Consider the following 26,093-nt stretch of genomic DNA (forward strand, 5'->3'; position numbering starts at 1 on the left):
GCGGGTCACTCGCAGTTCGCGCCGCCGGACCCGCCGCCGTCGGGCGACGACCCTAGGAGGCGTCGCCGTTGCCGTCGTCGCCGTCGCCACTCCCGGGGCTGTCACTGTCGCCACCGTCTGCGTCGTCGATACTTCCGGCGTCGTCGCCCTCGCCGTCGGTCGGGGCGTCGTCGGCGTCCGGGAGTTCGTCGAGGTCCCGCTTGATCGACTCCAGTTCGGCGTCGACGTCGACCGAGACGGCGTCGTCGGTGCCGCCGGTACCGTCGCCCTCGCTCCCGTCGGAACCGGACCGGGCGCCGGATCCACCCTCGTTCGAGCGACCGTCCGCACCGTCCTCCGGGCGGGTGCTCTCGCGGATGCGCTGCTGGATCTCCGCGCGGAGTTCCCGGGCGTCGTCGAGCAACTGGGCGGCCTCGTCGTCGTTCGGTCGCCCCTCGACGGCGTCCTGGAGGTCGACGAGCGCGTCGTCGAGCCGCGAGAGCGTCGACTCGCTGGCGGATTTGGCGCGCTCGCGGAGCTGTTCGGTCTCCCGGCGGGCCTCGTCGGCGCCGTCCGCGAGTCGGAGCGCGCGCTGGAGGAGCCGGAGCGCGCGGATGTTCGTCTCCAGGAGCAGGATGAACCCGGGGATGGCCACCTCGCTGGTGAACCGCCGCAGGTCCCGCGGCGTCGGGAGCCGGGGGCCGTCCTCGGGCCGCGGCGGCTCCAGTTCGTCCTCGAGTTCCCGCAGGGTCCTGACGAGGTCGCCGACCAGCCGCGCCAGGTCCTCGTCGGAGGAGTCGTCGGTCATGTCCCGTCCTTCGCGGGCCGACGGAAAAAATGTCACCACTCGCGCGACGGGATCCCGAGAGACTGAACGGGCGGACCCTAAAGCTCCACGTCCGGGAAGTCGGACGGGAGCGGCGCGGGGCGGCCCGGATCGGAGTCGATAGTCGCGAACGCGCTCTCCTCGGAGGAGGTGCGGACCGCCGACATCACGTCGAGGACGTGCCCGGCGAGGGCGCCGCTGGTGCGGTGTTCCCAGTCGCCGCGGACGGCGAAGGCCAGGTCCGCGAGGCCGGCCCCGCGGCCCGCGGTGTACTCGTGGGTCAGCGGGACCCGCTCCCAGTCGTCGTCCTCGTGGTCCCGGACGCGGACGGGCCCCTCGAAGTGGTTCGGGTCGGGCAGCGCCAGCGTCCCCTCGGTGCCGTAGATCTCGAAGGCGGGGAACGGGAGCGTCGACGCCTCCACGTCGAAGCTCATCAGCAGGTTCGCCGTCGCGCCGCCGGCGAAGTCGACGATGCCAGCCTCGTGGGTCGGCACCTCCACGTCGATCTCCTCGCCCTTCCGCGCGTCGCTCCCGATGGTCCGGGTCGCGTGGGGGCGGCTGACCGACCCCGCGACGCGCTCGGCGCTGCCCAGCAGGAAGACCAGCGCGGTCACGTAGTACGGGCCCATGTCGAACAGCGGCCCGCCGCCCTCCTGGTAGTACAGGTCGGGGTTCGGATGCCACAGTTCGTGCCCGGGCGAGGTCCAGTGGGCGGTCGCACCCACGGGCTCGCCGATCCGGCCCTCGTCCAGTACCGCCCGGGCCGTCTGGAGACCCGCGCCGAGGAACGTGTCCGGCGCCGAGCCGACGAGCAGGTCCGCCTCGGCGGCCCGCTCGCGGATCCGCCCGGCCTCCTCGGCCGTCGCGGCGAACGGCTTCTCCGTGTAGACGTGGTTCCCGGCGTCCAGCGCGTCCGTGATGACCCCCGCGTGGGCGCTCGGCGGCGTCAGGTTGACGACGGCCTCGACGGCGTCGTCGGCGAGCAGTTCGTCGACCGCCATCGCCTCGATCCCGTGTTCGGCGGCCGTCTCGCGGGCCAGCTCGGTGTCCAGGTCCGCACAGGCGACGATGTCGAAGGCGTCGAACGTGGCGTCGGCGTCGAGGTACCGCGAACTGATGTTGCCACAGCCGACGATCCCGACCGAGAGAGGCTCCATGTGCTCGCGTACGTGACTCGCCTAATGAATCCCCCGGACTCGCACGCGGTGCGTACTTCGCCGCTCGTACCGGACCGGGTCGCCGGCCGACGAACCCGGGAGGGCGGCGCGGCAAATACCGGGAACGACCGCAACCCTTATTGCTTTAGGTTGGCCTAAACCGAGATATGGAAGCAACGGACGAGTCGGCCGAAGGGGGTCGTTCCCGCGTCGGATCGAGCGAGGAAGCCGGGGAGCCGGAGTTCGAGGACTGTCCCGGGATCGCCGCGCACGCGGCGACGGAGACGCGGACGGTGTTCACCGAGGACGGCAACGGCGACGGCTGGATCGCAACCGACCTCACGGTCGAGATCCGCGAGTAGGCGTTACTTCTCGACTGCCCCGGGGGTGACCAGCGTGTCGTCCTCGAGGTAGTGCTCGACGTGGTGGGCGTCCTCCTCGGTCTGGACGAGGATCTCGCGGAGGATCTCGGCGGTGGCGTGGTCGCCCAGGTCCGTCGCGAGTTCGACGTGCTCGCGGAGGCTCTCGATGTTGTCGCCGTACATGGCCAGGTCGTTCTCCAGCGACGTGCGGATGTCGTAGACGTCGTCGCCCTCGAACGCGACGGGCGCCGTCTCGGCGATGTTCGTCGGGCTGGCGACGGGCGTGCCGCCGAGCGCCTGGAGCCGCTCGGCGATCTCGTCGGCCGCCTCCTCGGCGTGGTCGGCCGCCTCGCCGAGGAAGAGGTGCAGGTCGCGGAACTCCGCGCCCTCGACGTTCCAGTGGTGTTTCTTCAGCTGGTGGTAGAGCATGTACGTCGAGGCCAGGTCCGCGTTCAGCGCCTCGACGATCTGCTCGGCCTTCCCCTGTTCGAGTCGCAGCTCGTTCTCTTCGACCGTGCCGGCCTCCTGCAGGACGCGCTTCTGGGTGCTCATTGCGTTCGATAGATCGGCCGCTCGGCACATAAAGATTGCTATCCGAGAATAATTTTTTCGGATAGCAAAAATCAGATTTTCGCTTCGGAACCTCATATCGCAGACCCGGCAGATCGTGACAGGTCACGGACGCGTCAGCACGAGTGCGGCGTCGCCGTCCAGCCGCGCCTCGTCGACGCCCGCCTCGTCGGGGGCGGCCCGCGCCTGCGCGTCGTGGACCGCGAGCAGGGCCGCCGCTTCGGTGTCGTCGAGCGCGAGGTCGTCGGTGAACTCCTCCCACACGTGGGCCGGCAGCGCCAGGTAGTACGCGCCCGCGGTCCGGCCGACCAGCGGGTCCTGGTGGAAGTAGTTGCGCCACTCGTAGACGATGTCCTCGACGCCCGGTAACTCGCGCACGTTCGCCTGGTGGGTACGGACGACGTCGGTCAGTCGCTCGGCGGACACCTCGCGGTCGGCCGCGACCGACTCGACGACCGCCTCGTCGAAGGCCGCGAGTTCGTCGGTGGTCATCCCCGGGAGTTGCGGGGGCGAGCGCATTTACGGTTGCGCTCCGTCCGGGGAGACATGCACCCGCGCGCGAGCGAGTTCACGGAGCGGGCCGCCGAACGAGGCTTCGAAGTCGAGGTCCACGAGTTTCCCGAGGGGACGAAGACCGCGGCGGACGCCGCCGAGGCTATCGGCTGCGAGGTGGGCCAGATCGCGAGTTCGATCGCGATGGTTGCCGACGAACCGGTCGTCGTCGTCACCAGCGGCGCCAACCGGGTGAGCGAGGCGAAACTCGCCGCCCTCCGCGGCGTCGACGCCGACGACGTGCGGACGGCCGACGCCGGCGAGGTGAAGGAGACGCTGGGCTGGGCCATCGGCGGCGTGCCGCCGTTCTGTCACGAGCGGTCCGTCCCCGTCTACCTGGACGAGACGCTTCGGGCCTTCGAGACGGTGTGGGCGGCCGCGGGGACGCCCGAGGCCGTCTTCCCCGTGGCTCCCGAACGCATCGAGGAACTGGCCGACGCCGAGCCGGCGGACGTGGCCGTCGAGTGACCGACGGCGGGGTGTGGCTTCGTGACCGATCGGTTCGCGACGACCGATGTGCCTCCCGGACGATCGGCTCGCGACGACGGATCGGCCCGTCTTCCTGCACTGTGAGAAGCCGGGCCAGCCTATAAATCCGGTCGGGGCGAACCTCGGAGTAGATGGGCGAACTAGCCACACTCTTCGGACCGCGGCGAGTCGCCGTCGTAGGTGCGACCGACCGGGAGGGGTCGGTCGGGCGGGCGATCACGGCGAACCTCCTCGCCGACTTCGAGGGGGACGTGGTCGCCGTCAATCCCACGAAAGACGAGGTGCTGGGGCTGGAGAGCCACGACAGCGTCGGTGCGGTCCCCGACGTGGACGTGGCCGTCATCGTCGTCCCGCCGCCTATCGTTCTCGACGCCATCCGCGAGGCCGCGGAGGCGGGGATCCGCGACGTGGTCGTCATCACCGCCGGGTTCGGCGAGTCCGGCAGCGAGGGCGCCCGCCGCGAGCGCGAGCTCCGGGAACTCGCCGCGGAGTACGACCTCAACGTCGTCGGCCCCAACAGCCTGGGCATCATGAACACCGGGCTCGGGCTGAACGCCACGTTCGGTCCGGAGAACGCCCAGGAAGGCTCGATCTCCTTTATGAGCCAGTCGGGGGCGTTCGTCACCGCCGTCGTCGACTGGGCCAACGACCGCAACCTCGGGTTCCGCAACGTCGTCTCGCTGGGCAACAAGGCCGTCCTCGACGAGTCGGACTTCGTCCGCGAGTGGGGCGAGGACCCCGACACCGACGTGATCCTCGGCTACCTCGAGGACGTGGTCGACGGCCGCTCGTTCGTCGAGTCGGCCCGCGAGGTCTCGACGGACACACCCATCGTCGTCGTCAAGTCCGGGCGGACGGAGGCCGGCGCCTCAGCGGCCGCCTCACACACCGGCGCCATCGCGGGCTCGGAGGAGGCCTACGAGGCCGCGCTGGACCAGGCGGGCGTGCTCCGCGTCGAGACCGTCCAGGATCTCTTCGACTTCGGGAGCATCCTCGCGGGCCAGCCCCTGCCGGAACGGGACGGCGTCGCCATCGTCACCAACGCCGGCGGCCCGGGCGTGATGACGACCGACGCCGTCGGCGACTCCGACCTCTCGCTGGCCTCCTTTTCCGACGAGACGGTCGAGCGGTTCCAGGCGGCGCTGCCCGACGAGGCCAACGTCTACAACCCGGTCGACATCATCGGCGACGCGCCGGTCGAGCGCTTCGAGGAGGCGCTGGACATCGCGCTCGCGGACCCGAACGTCGGTGCCGCGGTCGTGCTCGCCTGCCCGACCGCCACCCTCTCCTACGAGGCCCTCGCCGACGCGGTCGTCGACCTGCAGGCCGAGTACGAGACGCCCGTCGCCGCGACGCTGATGGGCGGGTCGTCGGCCCGGGACGCCAACGAGCGGCTCTCGCGGGCCGGCATCCCGACGTACTTCGACCCCGCCCGCGCGGTCCGCAGCCTCGACGCGCTCCGTGAGTACCGCGAGATCAGCCGGCGGGAGTACACCGAACCGGAGACGTTCGACGTGGACCGCGATGCGGCCAGGGAGATCCTCGAATCGGCCGCCCGCCGGGACACCAACCGGCTGGGCGTCGAGGCGATGGGGCTGCTCGACGCCTACGGTATCCCGACGCCCGACGGCGAGATCGTCGACGCCCGCGCCGACGCCGTCGAGGCCGCCGAGCGGATCGTCGGCGCCGGTAGCGAGGACGGAGACGGGGAGGGCGGAGACGGAGAGGGCGGAGACGGCGAGGTCGTCATGAAGATCGTCAGCCCGGACATCCTCCATAAGTCGGACATCGGCGGCGTCGCCGTCGGCGTCCCGCCCGAGGAGGTCGGCGACACCTACGAGGACCTGGTGACCCGCGCCCGCAGCTACCAGCCGGACGCGACGATCCTCGGCGTCCAGGTCCAGGAGATGCTGGATCTCGACAGCGGCGTCGAGACCATCGCCGGGATGAACCGCGACCCGCAGTTCGGCCCGCTGGTCCTGTTCGGCCTCGGCGGCATCTTCGTCGAGGTGCTCGAGGACACGACCCTCCGGCTCGCGCCCGTCAGCGCGGCGTCGGCCCGCGAGATGATCGACGAGATCGACGCCGCGCCGTTGCTGCGCGGCGCCCGAGGCCGCGACCCCGTCGACGAGGCCAGCGTCGTCGAGACGATCCAGCGGCTCTCCCAGCTGGTCACCGACTTCCCGGCCATCGTGGAACTGGACATCAACCCGCTCGTCGCCACGCCGGACGGCGCCCAGGCCGTCGACGTGCGACTCACCATCGACCAGGAGGAACTATGAAACCCATTTTCGTCACCTCGACCGGAGAAGGCACCGGCAAGACAGCCATCGCGGTCGCCGTCGCGAAGCTCGCCCAGGACCGCGGCCTCGACGTGGCCTACTTCAAGCCGAAGGGGACCCGGCTCAAGAGCCCCGTCGGGAAGACCCGCGACGAGGACCCGCTGCTCGCGAAGGAGATGCTCGGTATCGACGCCGACCTGGCGGATCTCGAGCCCGTGGTCTACTCCCCGGCGTTCATCGAGGAGGCCATCCGCGGCAACCGCGACGGCGAGGTGCGCGAGCGGGTGCGCGAGCACTTCGACGCGCTCGCCGACGAGTACGACCTGGTCGTCGTCGAGGGCGGCGGTCGCCTGGAGACCGGCGGCATCGTCGGGCTGACCGACCCCGACGTGGCCGAACTGCTCGACGCGCGGACAGTCGTCGTCGGCGGCTACGCCAACCCGGCCGACGTGGACGGCGTGCTCGCCGCCGCCCGGCAGTTCGAGGGCCACCTCGCGGGCGTGCTGTTCAACGCCGTCGCCGACGCCAACTTCGACTCGCTGAACACGGACGTGGTCCCCTTCCTGGAGACCCGTGACATCCCCGTCCTCGGCATCGTTCCGCGGGTACAGGAACTCGCCGGAGTCACCGTCGCGGACCTGGCCGACGCGCTCGGCGCCGAACTGCTGAACCCCGAGGCCTCGACCGACGGGTTCGTCGAGCGGTTCGCCGTCGGCGCGATGGGTAGCGACGCGGCCCTGCGGCACTTCCGGCGGATGCGCAACGCCGCGATGGTCACCGGCGGCGACCGCTCGGAGATCCAGGCCGCCGCGCTCCAGGCCCCCGGCATCGAGTGCATCGTCCTCACCGGCGGGCTCAGGCCCTCGGGCGCCATCCTCGGCAAGGCCGCCGAGGCGGACGTGCCGGTCCTGCTCGTCCAGTCGGACACCCGGGTGACCGTCGACCGCGTCGAGGAGGTGATCTCTACCGGCCGGACCCGCGACCCGGAGACCGTCGAGCGGATGGTCGATCTCCTCTCGGACCACGCCGACCTGGAGGGGCTGCTGGCCGAATACGACGCGGCCGCCGGCACGAGCGGCGCTGGCGACCCGGAGGCGGACGCCGGCGACGACACCGAACCGGACGGGGAGTGACGGCTGCTCCGCCCGGTGTGGCGGACCCGAAACGGTCGTCGTCGAGCCCCTCTCGGTCCCCGACCTCCGTCACCGGTCGTCGGTAACGCGGTCCTACCACGACAGCGGGGACGTACTCCGCCGACAACGATCGTGTATACTTTTACGTTCGGGAACCTTCGTTTCCGATGGAGCCAGTTGGCTCCGTAGTGTCACACGCTGGGGCACCCCGCCCCACCGTTCCCCTTTGCCCCCGTATCGTCGCCCGACAGCGACGGCCCCGTGCGGCCGGAACCGCTCACTCGACCGTGCTGCATCACTCGGTCGGGAACACGTCGGCCGGGAGGTGTTCCCGGACGCCCGCGACGGCGTCGGCAGGGTCGGCCATCGCCAGCGGCGGCAGCGTCCCCACCGGACAGTCGGTCATCCCGGCGAGGGCCTCGGGGTTGGTCCGCTCGGCGACGGAGGCGCCCTCGTACTCGTTGAGCACGACGCCGGCGACCCCACAGCCGCGGCGGTCGAGCGCCTCGACGGTCAGGGCGGTGTGATTCAGCGTCCCGAGTCCCGAGCGTGCGACGACGACCGCGGGCACACCCAGGTCGGCCACGAGGTCGACGACCTCCTGGCCGTCGGCCAGCGGGACGCGCAGGCCGCCGATCCCCTCGACGACGCCGACCGCTGCGTCGGCGAGTTCCCGTTCGCAGCCCGCCCGGATCGCGCCGTAGGAGAGGTCGACGCCCTCGCGGTCTGCGGCGACGGCCGGCGCGAGCGGCGGTTCGAGCCGTTCGAGACAGGTGGCGGCCGCGTCCGTCCCGCAGGCGTCGGCGACGAACCCGGCGTCGTCGTCCGGCGGGTGCCCCGTCTGCGCGGGTTTGACGGCCCCGGCATCGATACCCGACTCTCGGAGCCACCCGACCAGTCCCGCCGTGACGACCGTCTTCCCGACGCCCGTGTCGGTGCCGACGACGGCGAAGTCGGCCAGGTCGTCGGCTGGTGGGACCCTCGCCGCGTCCCCGTCGCTCACAGCAGTCCCACCTCCTCGCCGGCGGCCTCGAAGGCGTCGAGGCAACGCGCCACCTCGTCGTCGGTGTGGGTCGCCATCGGCGCGACCCTGATGCGGGCGGTCCCTTGGGGGACCGTCGGTGGGCGGATCGCCGGCGCCACGACTCCGCGGTCGGCGAGCCGGTCGCCCAGCGCCAGCGCGTCGTCGCGGTCGCCCACGAGCACCGGGAGGATCTGCGTCTCGCCGAGCACCTCGTATCCCATCGACGAAAGGTCGTCGCGGAGCGTCTCGACGGTCTCCCACAGCCGCTCGGCCCGGTCGGTCTCGCGGGCGATCCGCAGCGACTCGCGGGCGGCGCCGACGGCCGGCGGCGCCAGCCCCGTCGAGAAGACGAACGACCGCGCGGCGTTGAGCAGGTACTCCACGAGCGCCTCGTCGCCGGCGACGTACCCACCCTGGCTCGCCAGCGCCTTCGAGAGCGTGCCGAGCTGCACGTCGACGCGGTCGGCCAGCCCCTCGCGCCGGACGACACCGCCGCCGTCGCCGAACAGTCCCGTCGCGTGGGCCTCGTCGACCATCACCCACGCGCCGAACTCCCCGGCCGCGTCGCAGATCGCGTCGAGCGGCGCCACGTCGCCGTCCATCGAGAAGACGGTGTCGGTGACCACGAGCCAGGCCTCGTCGGCGGCGCTGTCGAGCGACTCCGCCGCTCGCTGGGCCATCTTCGCCCGGAGGTCGTCGGGATCGGCGTGGTCGTAGACGACGGTCTCGTCGGCGCCCACCCGGCAGCCGTCGACGATGCTGGCGTGGTTGAGCTCGTCGGAGAACACCACGTCGGGCCCGAGTGCGTCGATGGTCCCGACGTTGGCGGCGTAGCCCGACGAGAAAGCGAGCGCCCGTTCGGCCCCCTTGCAGTCGGCCAGGTCGCGTTCGAGCGCCCGGTGGAGGCCGGTGTCGCCGGTGACCAGGCGGGAGGCCCCGGCCCCGGTCCCGACCGCCCGGGCGGCGTTCTCGGCGGCCTGCAGGACGCGGCGGTCGCTCGCCAGTCCGAGGTAGTTGTTCGATGCGAACACGAGCCGCTCGTCCCCGTAGTCCGGCGCGCCGCCGCGCGGGTCGTCGCTGAACCGGGTCCGCGCGCCGACGGACTCGGCCGGGTCGAGGTGGCGCCGCAGACCCGCCCGTTCCCGCTCCCGCAGCCGCGCGTCGAGGTCGAAACCGCGCTCGGTCATATCGGTGCCCCGGGCGGACGGCCCCTTGCCCTTTCGGTCCCCCGCGAGCGCCGCCCGACCCCACACCGTGACCGGGCGCTCGCCGCCTACCCGTCGAGATACGAGACGAAGAGCAGCCCGTCGGTCTTCAGCTCGTAGTCGACCGCCGTCGACAGCTCGCTGTAGTCGAACGGGTCGGTGACGACGTGGTACCCGTTCGGCGTCTCCCGCGTGAGCGCGACCTCGGTGTGACCGCGGAGGTCGTCGGCGAGCGTGTCGCGGTCCGCGACCGTCGCGTCGTCCAGGTCGAAGACGAAGTTGGTCTCGTCGCGGCAGGTGTCGGACTGCAGCGTCGACAGGAACTCCTCGTCGACCCGCCGGAACTTCCCGCGGACGCCCTCGTCGCCGTGGATCCGTCCCTCCAGCCAGTCGTCCATCGACCGCCGGAGCTCGAACGTGGCCTTCAGCGCGTCGCGGGCGTTCGCGGTGAGGTAGAGCCTGTACCGCTCGTCGAACCGTCCCGCGGCGTGTTCCAGCGCGGCGGCTTCCGGGCCGAGGTCGGCCGCTTCCTCGACGACCCGCCGGAGTGTCGGTGCCGCGTCGCCCGCCACCTCCTCGTTCTCTTTGCTCCGCGCGATCGCCAGGAGGAGGTACACCCGGTCGCCGCCGAACTCGCAGTACTCGCGGAACGGCCCCATCTCGACCATGGGAGACCTGCGCGGGCGGGGGACTAAACGCTGATCGAAGCGTGGGAACGCAGACCACAGCGACGGCGAGTCCTCCACGAGGAGCGGTCAGTACATCTCGCGGTGGTTCTCGACAGAGAGTCCCTCGATCCGGTCGAATCCGCCGTCGGCGGTGACGACTGGAGCGTCCAGCGACCGTGCGGCGCCCGCGATCATCATGTCCGGGTGCTGAATCCGCTTCCCCTTCGCTTCCAGCTCCTGCCGGATACGCGCACCTTCGAGGGCGTGCGACCGGGTGTACTCCAGCCGTTCGACCCACGGCAGGTCGTCGTCGACGAGGACTGGATCGCGACCCTCCTCGATAGCCCCGTGGTACAACTCGTAGTACCCGACGGACGTGAGCACGAGAGTCTCCGTCCGGTTGTCGAGTCGGTACGCCTTCGCCGGCTCGCGGCCGCGAAGGAAGTCGGCGCAGAAACTACTGTCGAGGACCTTCATGGTCCGGATTCGAAATCCCCGTCCATCTCCCGCTTGACTTCCTGCACCGACTCGTCGATGGTCGTATCGCTCCACGCACCGAACCCCGCGAGCGGGTCCTCGTCCTCCAGTTCCCGCTCGATGACCGCGTCGAAGCTCTCCTCTCCCCGCTTCCGTGCCCGGAGCTTCCGCCAGGTCTCTTCGGACACGCGGATTGTCTTGTCCGCCATGTACACACGGATGTATACGGCCGAGCGACTTCGGTGTTACGGCGCTCACCGGAACGGATCGACGTGTGTCGGACTACGCTCGGCCGATACAGCGGGTCGTAGACGGCGACGAAGAACAAATGGGTTCCCGACCACGGGTTCGATCGCGGTCGGACCGATCTGGACCACGAGCCCGGATTCGACGAAGGCTATCGAGCCCGTTCAGAAACTCGGCATGATCTCCGCGGGGCCGTAGACGCCGTAATCGCCGGCGCGATTTCGGAGGACGGCGGCCTTCAGGTAGCCCAGCGCCGGGCCGTTGACGTTGGCCGCCATGCTCGTCGCGTCGTCCAGTTCGAAGGTGTTCGTGGCGCGCTCGCCGTCGAAGGTCGTCCCGGTGACGCGTACGGTGGTCGTCGTCGGCTTCTCGTCGGAGCGCACGTCGAGGACCCCGCCGACGGACACGTCCTCGGCGTCGCAGACGCCGGCCCGCTCCAGCAGCACGTCGTCGGCGTGCTCCATGTCGTGGAACTCCAGCTGGCCGCCGTGCTCGGCGACCAGTTCCTCGATCTCGTCCTCGCTCATCTCGCGGGCCCGCTCGATGTCGTAGCCGTCGAGGTGGGCGATGTCCTCGCGGACGGTGCCGCGGTTGTCCTCGTAGCCGGACTTCAGGCCGACGCCCCACCAGATCTCGACGCTCTCGACCTCGACGAACGACTGGGCGGCCAGCACCGCGGCGCCGGTCAGGAAGCCCGGCGTCGCGCCCGCGCCGCAGACGAAGGTGATGCCGCTCGATTCGAGGGCCTCGGCCCGGTCGTCGAGCATCCCGATGACCCGCGAGCGCTTGAGCACGTCGACGAGCACGCCCTCGTAGCCCGCGTCGGCGAACCGCTCGGCCACCCTGGGGATGAAGTCGTGTTCGAGGTTCGGGAGCGCGAGCAGGACCGCGTCGACGGCGTCGCTCTCGGCGATCACGTCGTCGATGGGCGTCTCCGTCGGTTCGCCCTGGGCGCTGGCGACGACACCGGCGCCCTCGCCGGCCTGTTTCACGCCGTCGGCGGCCGCGTCTCCGCCCTCGACGGCGGTCGCACCCCCGTCGGATGCGTAGTCGCTCTCCGGCGTCGCGGGCGTGTCGCCGTCCGCCTCCGGTCCGGAGGCGATGTTGCCCTCGGTCGCGTCGAGCAGTTCGGCCACGTCCAGGCCGCTGTGGTCGACCGCGACGCCGTTGCGGTCGCAGGCGGCGACCGGCGTCAGGCCGTCCCTGTGCCGCGCCACGTCGAGCGTTCGTCTGCCGATGCCGCCGGTGCCGAGTACCGCGAATGTCACGTCGTCCATGTGTGGCTCTGAAACTGTCTGCGGTCGTCAGTCGGAGACGTTGCTGGTCGCGCTGCCCGCAGCGGTCTCCGCGTCGCCGGTGGTCTCCACGTCGGGCGCGTCCGCGTCGCCGCCGGCCGCCGCCGACTCGTCGGTTCCGGCGTCGGCGTGGCGGGCCTTCACCGCCGCCGGGTCGAAGTCGTTGGCGTCCGTGTTCAGCTCCAGTCCGGCGCGCTCGACGACCTCGATGTCGTCCGCGGGGGACTGGCCCTCCGTCGTGAGGTAGTCGCCGGTGAGCATCCCGTCGGCGCCCGCCTCGAAGGGGAGGTGCTGTTCGTCCGCGTCGAGATTGACCTCCCGTCCGCCGGTCAGCCGCACTCGCGCCTCGGGGTGGAGCAGCCGATACACTGCGATGGTCGAGACGATCTCCTCGGTCGTGATGTCGGCGCCGTCGTCGAACCGCTCGCCCAGCGGCGTCCCGGCCACGGGATTCAGGATGTTCACCGGGAGCGAGGAGACGCCGATATCCTGCAGCGCGACGGCCGCGTCCACGCGGTCGGTCGGGCTCTCGCCCATCCCGAGGATGACGCCGGCACACAGGTCCATGCCGGCCTCCTTCGCGACCTCAAGGGTCTGTACCCGGTCCTCGAAGGAGTGGCTGTCGACGATCTCCGGGAAGAAGTTCGGCGAGGTCTCGATGTTGTGGTTGTAGTGGTTGATCCCCTCCTCGGCCAGAACCGTCGCCTCCTCCTCGGTGAGGATGCCCAGCGAGGCGTCGACCTCCACGTCGGTCTCGTCGCGCACGAGCCGGATCGCGCGGAGCACCTCGGCCCACTCCTCGGGCCTGTGGTCCTTCGAGACCCCCTTCTCGGCGACGACGATCCCGAATCGCTGGGCGCCGTCGCGTTCGGCGCGTTTCGCCGCCTCCAGAATCTTCTCGGGGTCGAGGAAGCCGTAGGTGTCGATGCCGGTGTCGAAGTGGACCGACTGGGCGCAGAAGCCGCAGTCCTCGGCGCAGTCGCCGGCCTTCGCGTTGACGATCGAGCAGGCGTCGACGGTGCCGTCGCCGAACTCGGCGCGGACCGCGTCGGCCGCTGCGGCCAGCTGCTCGACCGGCTGCGCGACCAGCGCCAGCCCGTCGCGCCGCGTCAGCCGCTCGCCCGCCAGCACGCGCTCGACGGCGTCGTCTATCGTCCGGTTGCCGGTCTCGTAAACCACGATTGCCGTGTCGGTTGACGGGTGCAAAAAACTTCTCCCGGCCCCGGCGGGACTCGGTTGCGGTAGTCGGTAACGGCAGTGGGTAGCGGCAGTCGGTATCGGTGGTCAGTACCGGCGACCGGCTTCACTCCCCCCAGTAGAACCGCGGCGCGAGGAACATGTACCCCAGGGCCGCGACGAGCAGGAACCGCGGGAGGACGCGGCCGAAGGCGAGCGGCGCGAGGACGGCGGCGGCCTGGACGACGCCGAGGACCCCGGCGTCGCGGGCCAGAAGTTTCGGGTAGGGGACCGGCGCGACCATCGCCACCGAGAGGACGGCGGCGGCGGCGAGCAGGCCAGGCACCCACGTCAGGCCGGCGAGGTAGGCGGCCGCGAGGATGGTCGCACCGAGCGTGTTCTGGATGCCCGGTCGGTTCTCGCCGTCGCCGACGAACTCGCTGTACAGCGCGGTCCGTAGGACGGAGAAGACGACGAAGACAGCCCCGACGCCGACGGCCGCGGCGGCCTGCGCGGGCGGGGCGGCCGTGAGCCCGTCGCCCAGCCAGCCCCACTCGGCGCCGGTGATTCCGACGACCAGCAGGGCGGGGGTCGCGCCGAACGACACCACATCGGTCACCGAGTCCAGCAGGGGGCCGACCTCGGTGCCGCCGAAGGTGCGGGCCGCGATCCCGTCGAGCGCGTCGGCGATGGCGGCCACCAGGACGAGGCGGGCGGCGAGGAAGGGGTCCGAGAGCGCGACGACGCCGGCGGCGAACCCGACGACGGCGTTGGCCAGCGTGATCACGTCGGCGACGCCGAGCCGCTCGCGCACGCGCAACCCCTCGTTCATACCACCGTGGTCGGTGAGCGGGTACATCAATCACGGGGAAGCGCGGTCGAGCCGCGGGCGGCCACCGGCGGGGCGTCACCGGGCCCTCGCTGGCCCCCGCGGGGCCGGCCAGTCGGGACCCGCGGCGCCGAAAAGCCAGAAGGCATTTGTGACGGTCGGGCCGACAGGTAGCCAAGGCAACCCAATGACACCCGTCGAGGCCCTGGTCTGCGAGCGGTGCGGGCGCCGCTACGCGCCCGACGCCGTCGAGTACACCTGCCCCGAGCACGACGGCGTGACGGGCGTCCTCGACGTACGCTACGACTACGACGCCCTCGCCGACGAACTCGACGGTGTCCTCGACCGCCCTACCGGAGACCTGTGGGCCTACGAACCGCTGTTGCCGGTCGACGGCGACCCCGTCAGGCTGGGCGCCGGCGGCACCGACCTGCTCGATGCGCCCGCGCTCGGCGACGCGCTGGGCGTCGACGCCCTCGTCAAGAACGAGACGACCAACCCCACGGGCTCGAACAAGGACCGGGGCAGCGCCGTCGTCGTCTCCCGGGCGCGCCAGGCGGGCCACGACACGGTCGCCTGCGCCTCGACGGGCAACGCCGCGGCGTCGCTCGCGGGGTACGCCGCCCGCGCGGGCCTCGACTGTCGCATCTTCGTCCCCGCCGACCTCCCGGAGGCCAAGGCCGTCCAGCCGCGCCTCTACGGCGCGACGGTGCTGGGCGTCGACGGCACGTACGCCGACGCCTACGAGCTCTGCCGCGAAGTCTCGGCCGAGCGCGGCTGGTACAACCGCAACGCCGCGATGAACCCCTACGCGGTCGAGGGCAAGCGCACGCTGGGGTTCGAACTCGCCGAGGGGGCGCCCGACGCCGACTGGGTCGCGATGCCGATGGGCAACGGCTGCTCGCTGGCCGGCGCCTGGAAGGGCCTCCGCGAGTTCGAACGGCTCGGCGTCGTCGACGACGCGCCCCGGATGCTGGGCGTCCAGGCCGAGGGCGCGACGGCCATCCACGACCGGTTCGTCGCCGAGCGTGACGGGGTAGCCGCGGACGGCGGCGCCGACTCGACAGCGGCCACTGCCGCCGAACGGGGTTCGGGCGACGGCCGGTCCGAAGGCGTCGGCGACACGACGGCCGACAGCATCGACGTGGGCGTCCCGCACAACGCGGGCAAGGCCTGCCGCGCGCTCGCGGAGAGCGGCGGCGACGCGGTCGTCGTCTCCGACGAGGCGATCCGCGACGCCCAGCGTCTGCTCGGCGAGTGCGAGGGCGTCTTCGCCGAACCCGCGAGTGCCGCCGCAGTCGCGGGCGTCCGCGCGGCGGTCGACCGGGGGACCATCGAATCGGGCGAACGCGTCGTCGTCGTCGCCACTGGGACCGGGCTCAAGGACTCCGCGAGCGCCCGCGAGGCCGTCGACGACGTGATTTCGGTCGACGCCGCCGGGCAGGGCCTGCCCGAGGAGCTCTGAGCGGGTCGCTCGGTCCCGTGGCCGCCCGCTTCATACGGATTATTGCAAGCGTTTACCCGGCGACCGCACGACTGCGTGCGGTCGATCCCGGAATGACTTGCAGTAATCCGTATCAGTTCTCGATGTCGTCGGTCCACAGCCGCGCGGCGGTCACGACGGTACCGGTGACGAGGATGGCCAGTTGCCAGCCGTGGCGGACGACGGGGAACATCCGCTCGGGGTCCTCGACCGTGTCCGGGTCGGGACCGCCGCCGGTTCCGCCGGGGTTGGGGTCGACGCCCGTCGAGATGTTGACCTCCTGGGAGGAGCCGCGGCTGCGCGGTCCCGTCTGCTCTGTCGCGGGGCTCAGGTCGACGTAGCTCTGGACGATCCCGCGCTGGTCGGAGATCTCGAAGCGGCCGTCGAGGACGTAGAACTGGTCGTGGAGCGGCCACAGCGGGTTGACGCCGTGGTCGACGAAGTCCAGTCCGATCCCCGCAAACGCCAGCGCGACGACGCTGACCCACGCCAGGCGGACCCCCTCCGGGCCCCAGCGGTCGCGGACCAGCGAGTGGGTACGGAGGCGCAGGTCGGCGTACAGCAGCGCGCTCGCGGCGATCGGGATGACGTAGGTGTGCAGGACGGTGCGGTGGCCGGCGACGAAGAAGAGCGCGATAAAGGAGTCCAGGTCCGGCGCGGCGACGACGGCGAGGACGACCAGCAGCGACCGGCGGTCGAAGACCGACCCCAGCAGGGCGGCGGCGATCATCCCGCCGAAGGCGAGATGCACCAGCGTCGAGGGCATACCCGCCCCTGTGGGATGCAGTGCCATAACCTTTCAGGACCGCTCGACCGGACCTGAAATCGGACACAGCGGAACTGCAGCCACGATTGTCGCCGGAATTGGACGTTCCGCTGCTACTATAACCTTCGAAGGAGAAGCCGGCGGCGATGTACGCCCTGGAGTTCTGGATCCGGTCGATCGTCGGCGTGGGGTTGGCACAGGCGCACGGCTCGATGAACGCGCTGGAGGTCTGGGCCCGGCTGATCGCGGGCGTCGGGTTGATCCTCGCGAACGGCTTCTTCGTCGCGATCGAGTTCGCGCTGACGCGGGCGCGGCAGTTCACCGAGGAGGAGTTCGTGGACGGCAGCGCCGCGCTCGAACGCGCCTGGGAGATGACCAACAACCTGGAGATCTACCTCACGACCTGCCAGGTTGGGATCACCGCCTCCAGCATCGCGGTCGGTATCGTCGCCGAGCCGGCGCTGGCGGCGCTGTTCCACCCGCTGTTCGAGGGGACGCGGCTGGCGACTGTCGGCGCCGGCGCCGTCATCGCCTTCCTGATCATCAACCTCGTCCACCTGACCCACGGCGAGCAGACGCCGACGTACCTGGGCGTCGAGCGCTCGCGGATGGTCTGCAAGTACGGCGCGGCGCCGCTGTACTGGTTCAACTGGCTCATCTCGCCGCTGATCACGCTGGGCGACGGGATCGCCAAGTGGACGCTGCGGCTGTTCGGTATCGAGATGACCGGCGCGTGGCTGGAGACCGAGGAGGACGTCATCGAGTCGCGGGCGGACCTGCGCAACAAGCTCGGGTCGGTCCTCGAGGAGGGCGAACTGCCCGAGGACCGCCGCGAGGAGGTCATGAACGCGCTCACCATCGGCGAGCGGCCGGTCCGCGAGGTCATGCTCGACGCCGACGACGTCGTCGCGCTGTCGACCGAGGTCGACGCCGAGGAGAACTTCCGCCGGATGGAGGAGAACCCCCACACCCGCTACCCGCTGGTCGGCGAGGACCTGACCGACTTCCGCGGGATCCTCTATCTCCCCGTGCTCGCCGGCCACCGCGAGGACCTCGCGAACGACGATGCGATCGACTTCGAGGACCTGGCTGCGCCGCCGATGACCCTCTCGCCGGACGTGGACGTCAGCGACGCTATCGACCAGTTCCAGGCCGAGAACCAGGAACTCGCCCTCGTCATCGAGAACGGCGACGTGATCGGGATGGTTACCGTCACCGACCTGCTCGAGTCGGTCACCGGCGACATCGAGGACCCGATCGACGTGGGCGACGCGACCGGTAGCTGACCGCGCCGGACGCACTCCCCCGCATCTCGCGGTTCCCTCCGACTCGGTTCGGTTCGCGGTACCGATCTGACTCCTCGTGAGTCCTGTTTCAGGCGTGCTGTGCGACGAGGTCCCGGAGCGCGCTCTCGTCCTGGACGCCGACGCGCCGTTCGGTCAGCTCGCCGTCGACGAACAGCAACAGGGTGGGGACGCCCTGGACGCCGTGCTCCCGGGCGAGCCCCTGGTGGGCGTCCACGTCGACCTTCGCGACGGTCGCCGCCGTCGTCTCGGCGATGTCCGCGACGACCGGTTCGAGCATCTGACACGGGCCACACCAGTCGGCGTGGAAGTCGACCAGTACGACGCCCCCGGCGACGGTCTCCTCGAAGTCGGCCTCGCTCTCGACGTGAACCGGCTCGTCGGGACCGGTCGTCCCGCCGGCACCGGACGGCGAGTCGTCCCCGTCGTCCGAGAGCGTCGATCCCTCGCCGGACCTGAGGCGTTCCCGCTTGCGCTCGCGGATCCGTTCGAGCTCCTCGTCGGTCGGGTCGTCGCTCCCGTCGTCGCTGGCTTCGCTCATCGCCGCGACGTAGGGGACGCGCCCGTTTAACCGCCACGGCGTCGTGTCCGTCGGACGTACGGACGACGGCCGACGGACGGAATTTCGGGGACGGCGTCAGACACAGAACAAGAATTTAAGACCCCGCCAGCCGAGTTACGGCATATGAATCCCGAGACGGCGCCACAGGAGATCACGACGCTCGTGGGGCGGGAAGTCTACACCAAGAACGGCGTGTTCGTCGGCGAGGTCGAGGACCTGCGGCTCGATCTGGACGTCGAGCAGGTGACCGGCCTCGCGCTCCACCAGATCAATACGGAGCTGTTCGGCACCGAGGCCACCCAGTCCCGGGGCGTCATCGTGCCCTACCGCTGGGTCCAGGCGGTCGGCGACATCGTCATCGTCAACGACGTGGTCGAGCGCGTCCACGGCGACGACGAGGCCGAAGAAGAGGTCGCGGCCTGACCCTCGGGTCGTCTCGCGCCACCGCCGACGGAGTATCGCGACCCCCAACACCACAGAGACCCCTTCTATCGCCCGCTCGACTGCCGGCCGCTCGACGACCGACCGTCTGGTCCCAGCCGTGTAGACGACCGCGAACCCGTCGTCCGTCTCGACGACGAGCGCCACGGGTCCCCCGGTCAGTCGCACCGCAGCGGCTACTCGGCGGTCTCCGGCACGTGTCCTGTCCCGGGCGGGTCGAGAAACGGCGCGAGTCGGAAACGGGGCGCGAACGGCCCTCAGAACGCGTCGTCTTCGATCGAGATGTCGGCGTGGAGCGACTCCGTCAGCGCCGAGTGGACGTGACAGATCTCCTCGCCGAGTTCGACGATCTCCTGGGCGTCTTCGCCGAGGGCGGCCTCGGTCTTGACGGTGAAGGCGATCGATTCGAGGTCGTCGTCCTCGTCGAGGTCGGCCTCGACCTCAACCTCGACGTGGCCGATGTCGTCGTAGCCGGTCCGGTCGGCGGCGACGCGCAGTGCCGGGATGTAACAGGAGGCGTAGTCGGCCGCCAGCACCTGGTTCGGCGAGGGGCCGTCCTCCTCCAGGGCGTCGACGACCAGTTGCCACTCGCCGTCGATCTCGCTTTCGGTCGTGAACCCTTCCTCGCAGACGCTGGTGACTTCGATGTCGGACATACGCGAAGACGTTCGACCGCCCCCTTCTAAAAGGTGCCCAAGCGAGACGAGCGCGCCGGAGACGGCCGGGACGGCGGACCGGGGAAACACTCAATTACGGCGATCACAATTGGCAACTACGGATCCCGATGGCCGACACCGTCCTCGTCGCCGCGACCGACCCGGCCGACGCGTCGGCGCTTGCGGAGGCGCTCGACCACGCCGGAGTCGCGGCCTCGGTCGACTCGGCCGGGTCGCTCCCCGACCTGTTCGACGCACTCTGTTACGACACGGTCGACTGCCTGGTCGTCCCGGACGAGGGCAACCCGGTCGCGCCCTCGCACCTCGAACGCGGCGTCCGGACGCTCTATCCCGGTCTCCCGGTCGTGCTGGTCGGTGCCGGGGAGGACTGGGCGGACGGGTCCAGTCCCGACCGTGCGGACGGATCCGGCGGTGAACCCCGGACGACCCGTGTCGATGCGGGGTCGCTGACCGACGCCGAGGCGGTGGCCGCGGTCGCCGCGGCGCTGGATGGCGACACCCAGTCCGCGGCCGCCCGACCGCCTTCGCGGCTGGAGACGCTGCTGATGTCGATGGTCGACGGCTTCCCGATGCACCTCTACGCCAAGGACGAGGCGGCGCGACACGCGCTCGCGACGGGCGCGACGGTGGACCTGGCCGACGTGATCGGGCGGACCGACGAGGTGCTGACCGACGGACCGCCCGACCGGGCCCGTCGCTCGTACGCGGACGACAGGCGGGTGATCGAGGAGGAGTCCCCGCTCATCGAAGCCGAGGAGTACACCGCCGGGGAGGACGACGAGTACGCCCTGACGACGAAGGTGCCGTGGTACGGCTCCGACGGGGACGTGGTCGGGCTGGTGGGCATCACGCGCGACATCTCCGAGCGCAAGCGCCGCCAGCAGGAGCTGCGCCGCCAGAACGAGCGCCTCGCGAAGGTCGCGCTGGTCGCCGCCCACGAGCTGCGCAACGAGCTCCAGGTCGCGAGCGGCCGGCTCGAAGCGGTCCCGGAGGGCACGCCCCACGTCGACGCGGTCGCGGCGTCGCACGCGCGGCTCGCCTCGACGGTCGACGACATCGTCCGGCTGGCCGCCCGCGAGCGGGTCGGCGGCGAGGAACGGACGGTGTGGCTCTCGACGGTCGCCCGCGAGGTGTGGGCGTCCCACGAGACGCCCGGAGCGGAACTGGTGGTCGCCGAGGACGCGCGCGTCCGGGCCGACCCGGAGTCGCTGCGGATCCTCTTCGAGATCCTGCTGTCGAACGCCCTCGAACACGGCGGCCGCGACGTGACGGTCACGCTCCGCTGGACCGGCGACGGCTTCGCGGTCGCCGACGACGGCCCGGGGATCGAGGCCGAGCCGACCGACCGCGTGTTCGACGCGGGGTTCGCCGCCGACGACGGCGACGGGTTCGGGCTCTACGTCGCCCAGCGGATCGCCGCCGACCACGGCTGGCGGCTCGGTGCCGAAAACGGACCGGCGGGCGGCGCGCGGTTCACCGTGGAGGGCGTCGACATGCCCGGCTCGGACTGAGCGTCAGTACCCTTCGGAGAGGTCGAACGTCTCGTCGCCATCGAGGACGTGGACCTCGGCGTCGGAGCCGGTCGCAGCCACCTCGTCGACGAAGTCCTGCGGGTCGATCTCGATCGGCGGGAACGTGTCGTAGTGCATCGGGAAGACGTGGTCGACGTTCAGCCAGTCGGCCGCGATGGCGCCCTGCATCGGGCCCATCGTGAAGTGGTCGCCGACGGGCAGCGCGGCGGCGTCCGGCTCGAGGAAGGGCCCGATAACGTCGCGCATCTCCGTCATGAGGCCGGTGTCGCCCGCGTGGTAGAACGTCTCGCTCTCCTCGTCCTCGACCTGCGTCGGCTTGGTGTCCGAGACGACGAAGCCCGCCGGCGGGCCGGCGGAGTACTCGTAGTCCGTCTCGATGCCGTTGGTGTGGTCGGCGCGGTGCATCGTCACGAAGGCGTCGCCACACTCGACGGTCCCGCCGAGGTTCATGCCCATCCCGCCGACCGCGTCGTCGAAGCCGAACTCCTCCTCGGCGTAGGCGGCCAGTTCCGGGACCGCCACCAGCGTCGCGTCGGAGAAGGCCCCGGCGTGGCCGATATGGTCGGCGTGGCCGTGGGTCAGCAGGACGTAGTCCGGCGTGTCGAGGTCCGCAGGCGACAGGTCAGTCTTCGGGTTGTCGAAGAAGGGGTCGATCAGCAGGTCGGTGCTCCCCACCGTCACGTGCCACGTCGAGTGGCCGTGCCAGGTCAGCTCCATAGTCGGTCGAGGCTACGTGGCAGACGCACTTAATGCTACGACCACCGGAAGATCCTCGCCGGGAACGTCGGCGGTCACTCCTCGCCGTCCGGCTGGCGTGTCCGTTGGCTGCCGCCACTCCGCTGCCCGCTACGCTGTCGTCGCTGCGCGCGCTTCTGTCGCCGGTTTCGCTGGTTCCGCTGGCTCTCCCGTGCGCGCTCGCTGGCGTAGCGGACCCAGGCGTATGCCTGTCGGTCGAGCGCGCGAAAGAGCAACGCGGCCGACCCGACGACCGCCGCGACGACGACGACCGCGACGACGAGCGGCGACGAGAGGTGGACCGCGACGTAGGCCGCGACGAGCGCGACCAGGCTGATCTCCAGCCCGACCCTGAGCGCCGGCCGCCGCCAGTCGGGCCGGCCGGACTCGTCCGTCACGACCCATCGGCTCATACCGGTCCCTTCGGGAAACTCCGTGTTGTAGTTTGTCCCCTCGGGACCACGAACCGATTTGTGCGTCCGCCGAGACGTGTCGAGCGATGGCCCCGCCAGCGATTTCGGCCGACCGCGTCGAACCGGCGCTCGAAGCCGTCGAATCGTGGGTCGCCGACGGAGCGGTCCCGGGCGCGAGCGTCGCGCTCGTCGACGGCTCGGGAACCGTCGCGACCGCCGGGTTCGGGCGGCACGGTCCCGACCGGCCCGCCACCGGGGGGACGCTGTACGCAGTCGGCTCCGTCACGAAGCCGGTGACCGCGCTCGCGACGCTCGTCCTGGCCGACCGCGAGGGGATCGACCTCGACGACCCGGTCGCCGACTACGTCCCGTACTTCGCTGACGCGCCCGGCGACCCGATCACCGTCGGACAGCTGCTCTCGCACACCTCCGGGCTGCCCAACGACGATCTGGCGTTCGCCGCCGACGACCTCGACGGGTGGGACGAGTTCCGGTCGTTCGTCGCCGACACGACCGACCGCCGGCGCCTCGACGGCGAGCCGTTCTACTACTACAACAGCGGGTACGCCGTCCTCGACCGCCTCGTGACGGCGGTCTCCGGGACCGAGTTCCCGACGTTCGTGCGACGGGCGGTGTTCGACCCGCTCGATATGCCGGAGGCGACGTTCGACCGGTCGGCCCTGGGCGACCCCTCGGCCGACGTGATGGCGCCGTACGTCTCCGGGGAGGAGGACGAGGAAGGGAAGTTCCGCGACGGCTCTGCGTCGGAGAACCCGATCGCGACGAACGACCTGCTCCGAGCGCCCGGCGGACTGCTCGCGGGAGTCGCCGATCTGGCTCGCTTCCTGCGGGCCCACATCGCCGACGACCCGGCTGTCCCCCGGGAGATTCTGGACCGGATGCGGACGCCCGTCGCCACCCGAAAGCGGCTGGTCGACGGAACCGAGATGGCCTACGGCTACGGCTGGGAGACCGAGCCGTTCGGGTCGGACCGGCTCGTGGGACACGGCGGCAACACCGGTTTCTCCGGGGGGTACGTCGGATTCCTCGAGGACGCCGGCGTCGGGGTCGCGATCGGTCACCCCGGGGTCGCGGACGGGAAAGCGGCGGCGCGGGCGGCCCTCGGGGAGGTGGTCGGCGCGGACCCCGAGGCGGTCGATCCGACTGCCGGCGTCGCGCGGACGCTCGACGGGCTGGTCGGTCGCTACGAGAGCCCGGGCGGGAACCACCACGCGACCGTTCGACGGGACGACGCCGCGCTGACCGTCGCGTTCGGCGGCGACGGCGGCTCGTTCGAGGTCCGCGCGCTCCCGGTCGACCTCGCGGGGAGTCCCTACCGGTTCACGGACGTCGACTGCGCCGAGAGCACGACCGACGTGGAGTGGTTCCCCGGCGACACGCCGGAGCTGGTGTTCGAGGGGATGCCGTTCCGGCGGGTCGGTCCCGCCGGCCCCGACGAGAAGTGAGCGTGGTCCTCCGACCCCCGTCCGTCCGCGGTTTTATTCGGCTGGTGTCCTACGGTTCCGGTATGGACGACTCCGACTCGTCGCGACGGCGGTTCCTCGCGGCCTGCGGGACGGCGCTGTCGGCGGGCGTCGCCGGCTGTTCCGACTCGATCCTCGGCGGCGAGACCGAGGACACGACGCCGGTCGACCCCGAGCCGTCGACGCCGGGCTCGGGTCCCGCGGACGGCGACGGTGGCGCGGACGGCGCCGCCGGCGACTTCGAGCAGTTCGACGCCGACGGGGAGAGCACCTACGCCGACGTGTACCGCTCGACCGTCCCGTCGGTCGCCCAGATCCAGGTGTACACCGGCGCGCCGGGCCCCTCGCAGGGCACCGGCTTCGTCTACAGCGACGGCCACGTCGTCACGAACCAGCACGTCGTCGAGGGGGCCGAGACGATCTACCTCCGGTTCAGCGACAGCGGCTGGCTCGACGCGGCCGTCGAGGGGACGGACGTGTACAGCGATCTGGCGGTCCTCTCCGTCGAGGAGCTGCCCGAGAGCGCCGAGCCGCTGGCGCTCCGCGAGTCCGACCCCGAGGTGGGGACGGAGGTCATCGCCATCGGCAACCCGTTCGGCTACTCGGGGTCCGTCTCGGCGGGGATCGTCAGCGGGCTCAATCGGACGCTCCCGGCGCCGAACGACTTCAGCATCCCCGACGCGATCCAGACGGACGCGCCGGTCAACCCCGGCAACTCCGGCGGGCCGCTGGTCACACTCGACGGGGCCGTGGCGGGCGTCATCAACTCCGGCGGCGGCGACAACATCGGCTTCGGCATCTCCGCGCCGCTCACCCGCAGAGTGGTCCCCGCACTGCTGGAGGACGGCGAGTACGAGCACTCCTACATGGGTGTCCGCCTCCAGACGGTCGGCCCGCTGCTGGCCGAGGCCAACGGCGTGGACGAGCACGTCGGCGTCTACATCGACCTCGTCCGCGACGGCGCCCCCTCCGACGGCGTCCTCCAGGGGTCGACCGGCGAGACGACCGTGGCCGGCCAGCCCGGCGTCGCGACTGGCGGCGACGTGGTCGTCGCGATGGGCGGGACCTCGATCCCCACCAGAGAGGCGCTCGCCAGTTTCCTCGCGCTGGAGACCAGCCCCGGCGACACGATCGACGTGACGGTCCTCCGCGACGGCGAGGAACGGACCGTCGAACTCACGCTCGGGTCCCGTCCCGAACCGGTCTGACGGCGGCGCCGCCGCTCGGCGGTCGAATTTCCGCTCGATAGAACGGGGTCAGTCCAGCCGTTCGGCGGCGTCGCGCTCGACGAGCGGCCCGGCGTTGGCCTCGGGCAGCGTCACCACGTCCTCCTCGGTGAGGTCGTAGGCCCGCTGGTCGACGCCGAAGATCTCGCCCACGTCGCTCGTGATCTTCACCGTCGCGCGGTCGACCGACGCGTCCGCCGCGCCGTCTGTCCCCTTGTCGGGCGAAGGCGACGCGGATTCGGTCGTGGAACCGTCGCCCGCCGGGACCGCCGGACCGCCCTCGCCACCGGACTCGGAACTCCGCTGGGTGTCGACCGCACCGGCGCCCCCGTCGGCCTGCGGGGGGTGGTCGCGGCCCCCGTCGTCCGCCGACTCCTCCGGCGGTGCGGCCTGGTCGGTGTCGTCTGTCGGGGCGGCCGCGTCGGCCGTCTCCGAGCCGTCGCCCATCAGGTCGGCGGCGTCGACGCCCGACTCTTCGGCGGTCGATCCGGCGGACGGATCCTCGGAGGGGCTCGGCCCCGACTCCGCGTCGACCCCGGGCGCGTCACCCAGGTCGTCCGGTCCGCTCGGTACCTCCCGGCGTTCGCCGTCCGAGCCCGCCCCTCCGGTGGTCGAGTCGGAGGCGGTGCTCGAATCGGGAGCAGCGGACGAGTCCGGTGGACGTTCGGCCGGCGGATCGTCCGATGCGCCGGTGTCGGCCGGTGTGCCGGTGTCGGTGTCGACCGGGGCGCCGGTGTCGGCAGCCTTGCCCTCCCTGGCGTCGGTTTCGACGCCCGTCTCCACGTCGGCGGCCGCGGCGGCCGGGTTCTCCCCCTCGATGACCGCCTCGACGTGGGCGCGGTTCTCCTCGATCGCGGCGACGAGCGTCTCGAAGAGGCTGCGCTCCTCGGCGGTGAGCCCCTCGTCCTCGGTCGGCATGTCCGCGGCGGCGAGCGACGCCATCTTGACGATCTTGCCGACGCGGCGCTCGTAGATGGCCTCGACCGTCCCCTCGGCCGTGTCGATGTCGTCGCTGAGGCGGTTGACCTCCGGGGCGTCCCAGGGGTCGTCGGCCTCCTCGGCGGCGCGCTCGCGCTCGCGGTGCAGCTGCTGGATGAACTCCCCGGCGTCCTGGTAGAACGACTCCCGCAGCTGCTGGAGGCTGTCGGTCTGCCGTTCGCGGCTCTGTACAGAGCGCAGTTCGTCCAGGTCCATCATCGC

28 protein-coding genes are annotated in these 26,093 nt (G+C 71.2%); 10 read left to right on the forward strand and 18 right to left on the reverse strand.

Annotated elements, in window-relative coordinates; genetic code table 11:
* Nucleotides 1-52 precede the first annotated feature (52 nt).
* Nucleotides 53-787: a DUF7547 family protein gene (locus ACMGFG_RS15215; protein ID WP_436931175.1), complete on the reverse strand. Its 735-nt coding sequence runs from the start codon at nt 785-787 to the stop codon at nt 53-55.
* Between the two features lie 77 nt (nt 788-864).
* Entirely contained in the window at nt 865-1,962 is a 1,098-nt protein-coding gene (locus ACMGFG_RS15220; RefSeq protein WP_436931176.1) for a Gfo/Idh/MocA family protein, read from the reverse strand.
* A 167-nt stretch (nt 1,963-2,129) separates the two neighbouring features.
* Between ACMGFG_RS15220 and ACMGFG_RS15225 the strand changes: the two genes are divergently transcribed.
* Nucleotides 2,130-2,324 carry a hypothetical protein gene (locus ACMGFG_RS15225; RefSeq protein WP_436931177.1) on the forward strand — a complete coding sequence of 65 codons (195 nt, stop codon included), beginning with the start codon at nt 2,130-2,132 and terminating at the stop codon, nt 2,322-2,324.
* A gap of 3 nt (nt 2,325-2,327) precedes the next feature.
* Here ACMGFG_RS15225 and dpsA read toward each other — a convergent pair whose 3' ends face one another.
* Nucleotides 2,328-2,876, reverse strand: coding sequence for a DNA starvation/stationary phase protection protein DpsA (gene dpsA / locus ACMGFG_RS15230; protein WP_436931178.1), 549 nt, complete (start codon nt 2,874-2,876; stop codon nt 2,328-2,330).
* A gap of 123 nt (nt 2,877-2,999) precedes the next feature.
* Entirely contained in the window at nt 3,000-3,386 is a 387-nt protein-coding gene (locus ACMGFG_RS15235) for a DUF8048 family protein (RefSeq protein WP_436931179.1), read from the reverse strand.
* 54 nt (nt 3,387-3,440) lie between these two features.
* Between ACMGFG_RS15235 and ACMGFG_RS15240 the strand changes: the two genes are divergently transcribed.
* The 3 genes from ACMGFG_RS15240 (at nt 3,441) to ACMGFG_RS15250 (ending at nt 7,350) form a co-directional block, all read left to right on the forward strand.
* Complete coding sequence (locus tag ACMGFG_RS15240; RefSeq protein WP_436931180.1) at nt 3,441-3,914, forward strand: YbaK/EbsC family protein; 474 nt, start codon at nt 3,441-3,443, stop codon at nt 3,912-3,914.
* 152 nt (nt 3,915-4,066) lie between these two features.
* On the forward strand, nt 4,067-6,217 hold the full coding sequence (locus ACMGFG_RS15245; protein WP_436931181.1) for an acetate--CoA ligase family protein: 2,151 nt from the start codon (nt 4,067-4,069) through the stop codon (nt 6,215-6,217).
* Nucleotides 6,214-7,350, forward strand: a complete 1,137-nt coding sequence (locus ACMGFG_RS15250) for a phosphotransacetylase family protein (protein ID WP_436931182.1) — start codon at nt 6,214-6,216, stop codon at nt 7,348-7,350. Before ACMGFG_RS15245 ends, ACMGFG_RS15250 begins: the two co-directional genes overlap by 4 nt.
* A 295-nt stretch (nt 7,351-7,645) precedes the next feature.
* Here ACMGFG_RS15250 and bioD read toward each other — a convergent pair whose 3' ends face one another.
* The 8 genes from bioD to ACMGFG_RS15290 form a co-directional block, all read right to left on the reverse strand.
* The gene (bioD, locus tag ACMGFG_RS15255; protein WP_436931183.1) at nt 7,646-8,353 is read right to left on the reverse strand and encodes a dethiobiotin synthase; all 708 of its coding nucleotides are present in this window, start codon (nt 8,351-8,353) and stop codon (nt 7,646-7,648) included.
* A complete protein-coding gene (locus tag ACMGFG_RS15260; protein ID WP_436931184.1) occupies nt 8,350-9,561 on the reverse strand; it encodes an aminotransferase class I/II-fold pyridoxal phosphate-dependent enzyme in 1,212 nt (403 codons plus the stop codon). The genes bioD and ACMGFG_RS15260 overlap by 4 nt, the downstream gene beginning before the upstream one ends.
* Before the next feature lie 86 nt (nt 9,562-9,647).
* Entirely contained in the window at nt 9,648-10,247 is a 600-nt protein-coding gene (locus ACMGFG_RS15265; protein WP_436931185.1) for a hypothetical protein, read from the reverse strand.
* An 87-nt stretch (nt 10,248-10,334) separates the two neighbouring features.
* The gene (locus tag ACMGFG_RS15270) at nt 10,335-10,724 is read right to left on the reverse strand and encodes a PIN domain-containing protein (RefSeq protein ID WP_436931186.1); all 390 of its coding nucleotides are present in this window, start codon (nt 10,722-10,724) and stop codon (nt 10,335-10,337) included.
* Nucleotides 10,721-10,933 (reverse strand): antitoxin VapB family protein, encoded by a 213-nt coding sequence (locus ACMGFG_RS15275; protein ID WP_436931187.1) that lies wholly within the window; start codon nt 10,931-10,933, stop codon nt 10,721-10,723. The genes ACMGFG_RS15270 and ACMGFG_RS15275 overlap by 4 nt, the downstream gene beginning before the upstream one ends.
* Nucleotides 10,934-11,134: 201 nt before the next feature.
* Nucleotides 11,135-12,247, reverse strand: a complete 1,113-nt coding sequence (gene bioU, locus ACMGFG_RS15280) for a (S)-8-amino-7-oxononanoate synthase BioU (RefSeq protein WP_436931188.1) — start codon at nt 12,245-12,247, stop codon at nt 11,135-11,137.
* Nucleotides 12,248-12,274: 27 nt separating this feature from the next.
* The gene (gene bioB, locus ACMGFG_RS15285; RefSeq protein ID WP_436931189.1) at nt 12,275-13,444 is read right to left on the reverse strand and encodes a biotin synthase BioB; all 1,170 of its coding nucleotides are present in this window, start codon (nt 13,442-13,444) and stop codon (nt 12,275-12,277) included.
* 124 nt (nt 13,445-13,568) lie between these two features.
* Nucleotides 13,569-14,273 (reverse strand): protein sorting system archaetidylserine synthase, encoded by a 705-nt coding sequence (locus ACMGFG_RS15290; RefSeq protein ID WP_436931190.1) that lies wholly within the window; start codon nt 14,271-14,273, stop codon nt 13,569-13,571.
* Between the two features lie 184 nt (nt 14,274-14,457).
* Between ACMGFG_RS15290 and ACMGFG_RS15295 the strand changes: the two genes are divergently transcribed.
* On the forward strand, nt 14,458-15,735 hold the full coding sequence (locus ACMGFG_RS15295; protein WP_436931191.1) for a threonine synthase: 1,278 nt from the start codon (nt 14,458-14,460) through the stop codon (nt 15,733-15,735).
* Nucleotides 15,736-15,847: 112 nt separating this feature from the next.
* Here the strand turns inward: ACMGFG_RS15295 and ACMGFG_RS15300 are convergent, their stop codons facing one another.
* Nucleotides 15,848-16,519 carry a metal-dependent hydrolase gene (locus ACMGFG_RS15300; RefSeq protein WP_436931192.1) on the reverse strand — a complete coding sequence of 224 codons (672 nt, stop codon included), beginning with the start codon at nt 16,517-16,519 and terminating at the stop codon, nt 15,848-15,850.
* Nucleotides 16,520-16,731: 212 nt separating this feature from the next.
* Here ACMGFG_RS15300 and ACMGFG_RS15305 point away from each other — a divergent pair, with 212 nt between their 5' ends.
* Nucleotides 16,732-17,805, forward strand: a complete 1,074-nt coding sequence (locus tag ACMGFG_RS15305; RefSeq protein ID WP_436931291.1) for a hemolysin family protein — start codon at nt 16,732-16,734, stop codon at nt 17,803-17,805.
* Between the two features lie 88 nt (nt 17,806-17,893).
* On the opposite strand, the gene trxA is transcribed toward ACMGFG_RS15305, so the two are convergent.
* Nucleotides 17,894-18,364 (reverse strand): thioredoxin, encoded by a 471-nt coding sequence (gene trxA, locus ACMGFG_RS15310; RefSeq protein WP_436931193.1) that lies wholly within the window; start codon nt 18,362-18,364, stop codon nt 17,894-17,896.
* A 144-nt stretch (nt 18,365-18,508) separates the two neighbouring features.
* Between trxA and ACMGFG_RS15315 the strand changes: the two genes are divergently transcribed.
* Nucleotides 18,509-18,808, forward strand: a complete 300-nt coding sequence (locus ACMGFG_RS15315) for a PRC-barrel domain-containing protein (protein ID WP_436931194.1) — start codon at nt 18,509-18,511, stop codon at nt 18,806-18,808.
* A 275-nt stretch (nt 18,809-19,083) separates the two neighbouring features.
* Here the strand turns inward: ACMGFG_RS15315 and ACMGFG_RS15320 are convergent, their stop codons facing one another.
* The gene (locus ACMGFG_RS15320; RefSeq protein ID WP_436931195.1) at nt 19,084-19,482 is read right to left on the reverse strand and encodes an OsmC family protein; all 399 of its coding nucleotides are present in this window, start codon (nt 19,480-19,482) and stop codon (nt 19,084-19,086) included.
* Between the two features lie 128 nt (nt 19,483-19,610).
* On the opposite strand from ACMGFG_RS15320, the gene ACMGFG_RS15325 reads away from it, so the two are divergent.
* Entirely contained in the window at nt 19,611-21,014 is a 1,404-nt protein-coding gene (locus ACMGFG_RS15325; RefSeq protein WP_436931196.1) for a receiver/sensor box histidine kinase, read from the forward strand.
* 3 nt (nt 21,015-21,017) lie between these two features.
* Here the strand turns inward: ACMGFG_RS15325 and ACMGFG_RS15330 are convergent, their stop codons facing one another.
* Nucleotides 21,018-21,752, reverse strand: a complete 735-nt coding sequence (locus ACMGFG_RS15330) for a metal-dependent hydrolase (RefSeq protein ID WP_436931197.1) — start codon at nt 21,750-21,752, stop codon at nt 21,018-21,020.
* Nucleotides 21,753-21,826: 74 nt separating this feature from the next.
* On the reverse strand, nt 21,827-22,183 hold the full coding sequence (locus ACMGFG_RS15335) for a hypothetical protein (protein WP_436931198.1): 357 nt from the start codon (nt 22,181-22,183) through the stop codon (nt 21,827-21,829).
* A gap of 86 nt (nt 22,184-22,269) precedes the next feature.
* On the opposite strand from ACMGFG_RS15335, the gene ACMGFG_RS15340 reads away from it, so the two are divergent.
* Together ACMGFG_RS15340 and ACMGFG_RS15345 are read left to right on the forward strand one after the other, a co-directional pair.
* On the forward strand, nt 22,270-23,649 hold the full coding sequence (locus ACMGFG_RS15340) for a serine hydrolase domain-containing protein (protein WP_436931199.1): 1,380 nt from the start codon (nt 22,270-22,272) through the stop codon (nt 23,647-23,649).
* A 62-nt stretch (nt 23,650-23,711) separates the two neighbouring features.
* On the forward strand, nt 23,712-24,875 hold the full coding sequence (locus ACMGFG_RS15345) for a S1C family serine protease (protein WP_436931200.1): 1,164 nt from the start codon (nt 23,712-23,714) through the stop codon (nt 24,873-24,875).
* Nucleotides 24,876-24,923: 48 nt separating this feature from the next.
* On the opposite strand, the gene ACMGFG_RS15350 is transcribed toward ACMGFG_RS15345, so the two are convergent.
* On the reverse strand, nt 24,924-26,090 hold the full coding sequence (locus ACMGFG_RS15350) for a hypothetical protein (RefSeq protein WP_436931201.1): 1,167 nt from the start codon (nt 26,088-26,090) through the stop codon (nt 24,924-24,926).
* Nucleotides 26,091-26,093: the final 3 nt, after the last annotated feature.

Source organism: Halosimplex halobium, assembly GCF_051414055.1.
Classification (GTDB): Archaea; Halobacteriota; Halobacteria; order Halobacteriales; family Haloarculaceae; genus Halosimplex; species Halosimplex halobium.

Excerpts from the sequence above, each read along its gene's own strand:
- ACMGFG_RS15215 (WP_436931175.1), bottom strand. The coding sequence starts at position 787 with ATGACCGACGACTCCTCCGACGAGGACCTGGCGCGGCTGGTCGGCGAC.
- ACMGFG_RS15220 (WP_436931176.1), bottom strand. The coding sequence starts at position 1,962 with ATGGAGCCTCTCTCGGTCGGGATCGTCGGCTGTGGCAACATCAGTTCG.
- ACMGFG_RS15225 (WP_436931177.1), top strand. The coding sequence starts at position 2,130 with ATGGAAGCAACGGACGAGTCGGCCGAAGGGGGTCGTTCCCGCGTCGGA.
- dpsA (WP_436931178.1), bottom strand. The coding sequence starts at position 2,876 with ATGAGCACCCAGAAGCGCGTCCTGCAGGAGGCCGGCACGGTCGAAGAG.
- ACMGFG_RS15235 (WP_436931179.1), bottom strand. The coding sequence starts at position 3,386 with ATGACCACCGACGAACTCGCGGCCTTCGACGAGGCGGTCGTCGAGTCG.
- ACMGFG_RS15240 (WP_436931180.1), top strand. The coding sequence starts at position 3,441 with ATGCACCCGCGCGCGAGCGAGTTCACGGAGCGGGCCGCCGAACGAGGC.
- ACMGFG_RS15245 (WP_436931181.1), top strand. The coding sequence starts at position 4,067 with ATGGGCGAACTAGCCACACTCTTCGGACCGCGGCGAGTCGCCGTCGTA.
- ACMGFG_RS15250 (WP_436931182.1), top strand. The coding sequence starts at position 6,214 with ATGAAACCCATTTTCGTCACCTCGACCGGAGAAGGCACCGGCAAGACA.
- ACMGFG_RS15260 (WP_436931184.1), bottom strand. The coding sequence starts at position 9,561 with ATGACCGAGCGCGGTTTCGACCTCGACGCGCGGCTGCGGGAGCGGGAA.
- ACMGFG_RS15265 (WP_436931185.1), bottom strand. The coding sequence starts at position 10,247 with ATGGTCGAGATGGGGCCGTTCCGCGAGTACTGCGAGTTCGGCGGCGAC.
- ACMGFG_RS15270 (WP_436931186.1), bottom strand. The coding sequence starts at position 10,724 with ATGAAGGTCCTCGACAGTAGTTTCTGCGCCGACTTCCTTCGCGGCCGC.
- ACMGFG_RS15275 (WP_436931187.1), bottom strand. The coding sequence starts at position 10,933 with ATGGCGGACAAGACAATCCGCGTGTCCGAAGAGACCTGGCGGAAGCTC.
- bioU (WP_436931188.1), bottom strand. The coding sequence starts at position 12,247 with ATGGACGACGTGACATTCGCGGTACTCGGCACCGGCGGCATCGGCAGA.
- ACMGFG_RS15290 (WP_436931190.1), bottom strand. The coding sequence starts at position 14,273 with ATGAACGAGGGGTTGCGCGTGCGCGAGCGGCTCGGCGTCGCCGACGTG.
- ACMGFG_RS15295 (WP_436931191.1), top strand. The coding sequence starts at position 14,458 with ATGACACCCGTCGAGGCCCTGGTCTGCGAGCGGTGCGGGCGCCGCTAC.
- ACMGFG_RS15300 (WP_436931192.1), bottom strand. The coding sequence starts at position 16,519 with ATGCCCTCGACGCTGGTGCATCTCGCCTTCGGCGGGATGATCGCCGCC.
- ACMGFG_RS15305 (WP_436931291.1), top strand. The coding sequence starts at position 16,732 with ATGAACGCGCTGGAGGTCTGGGCCCGGCTGATCGCGGGCGTCGGGTTG.
- trxA (WP_436931193.1), bottom strand. The coding sequence starts at position 18,364 with ATGAGCGAAGCCAGCGACGACGGGAGCGACGACCCGACCGACGAGGAG.
- ACMGFG_RS15315 (WP_436931194.1), top strand. The coding sequence starts at position 18,509 with ATGAATCCCGAGACGGCGCCACAGGAGATCACGACGCTCGTGGGGCGG.
- ACMGFG_RS15320 (WP_436931195.1), bottom strand. The coding sequence starts at position 19,482 with ATGTCCGACATCGAAGTCACCAGCGTCTGCGAGGAAGGGTTCACGACC.
- ACMGFG_RS15325 (WP_436931196.1), top strand. The coding sequence starts at position 19,611 with ATGGCCGACACCGTCCTCGTCGCCGCGACCGACCCGGCCGACGCGTCG.
- ACMGFG_RS15330 (WP_436931197.1), bottom strand. The coding sequence starts at position 21,752 with ATGGAGCTGACCTGGCACGGCCACTCGACGTGGCACGTGACGGTGGGG.
- ACMGFG_RS15335 (WP_436931198.1), bottom strand. The coding sequence starts at position 22,183 with ATGAGCCGATGGGTCGTGACGGACGAGTCCGGCCGGCCCGACTGGCGG.
- ACMGFG_RS15340 (WP_436931199.1), top strand. The coding sequence starts at position 22,270 with ATGGCCCCGCCAGCGATTTCGGCCGACCGCGTCGAACCGGCGCTCGAA.
- ACMGFG_RS15345 (WP_436931200.1), top strand. The coding sequence starts at position 23,712 with ATGGACGACTCCGACTCGTCGCGACGGCGGTTCCTCGCGGCCTGCGGG.
- ACMGFG_RS15350 (WP_436931201.1), bottom strand. The coding sequence starts at position 26,090 with ATGATGGACCTGGACGAACTGCGCTCTGTACAGAGCCGCGAACGGCAG.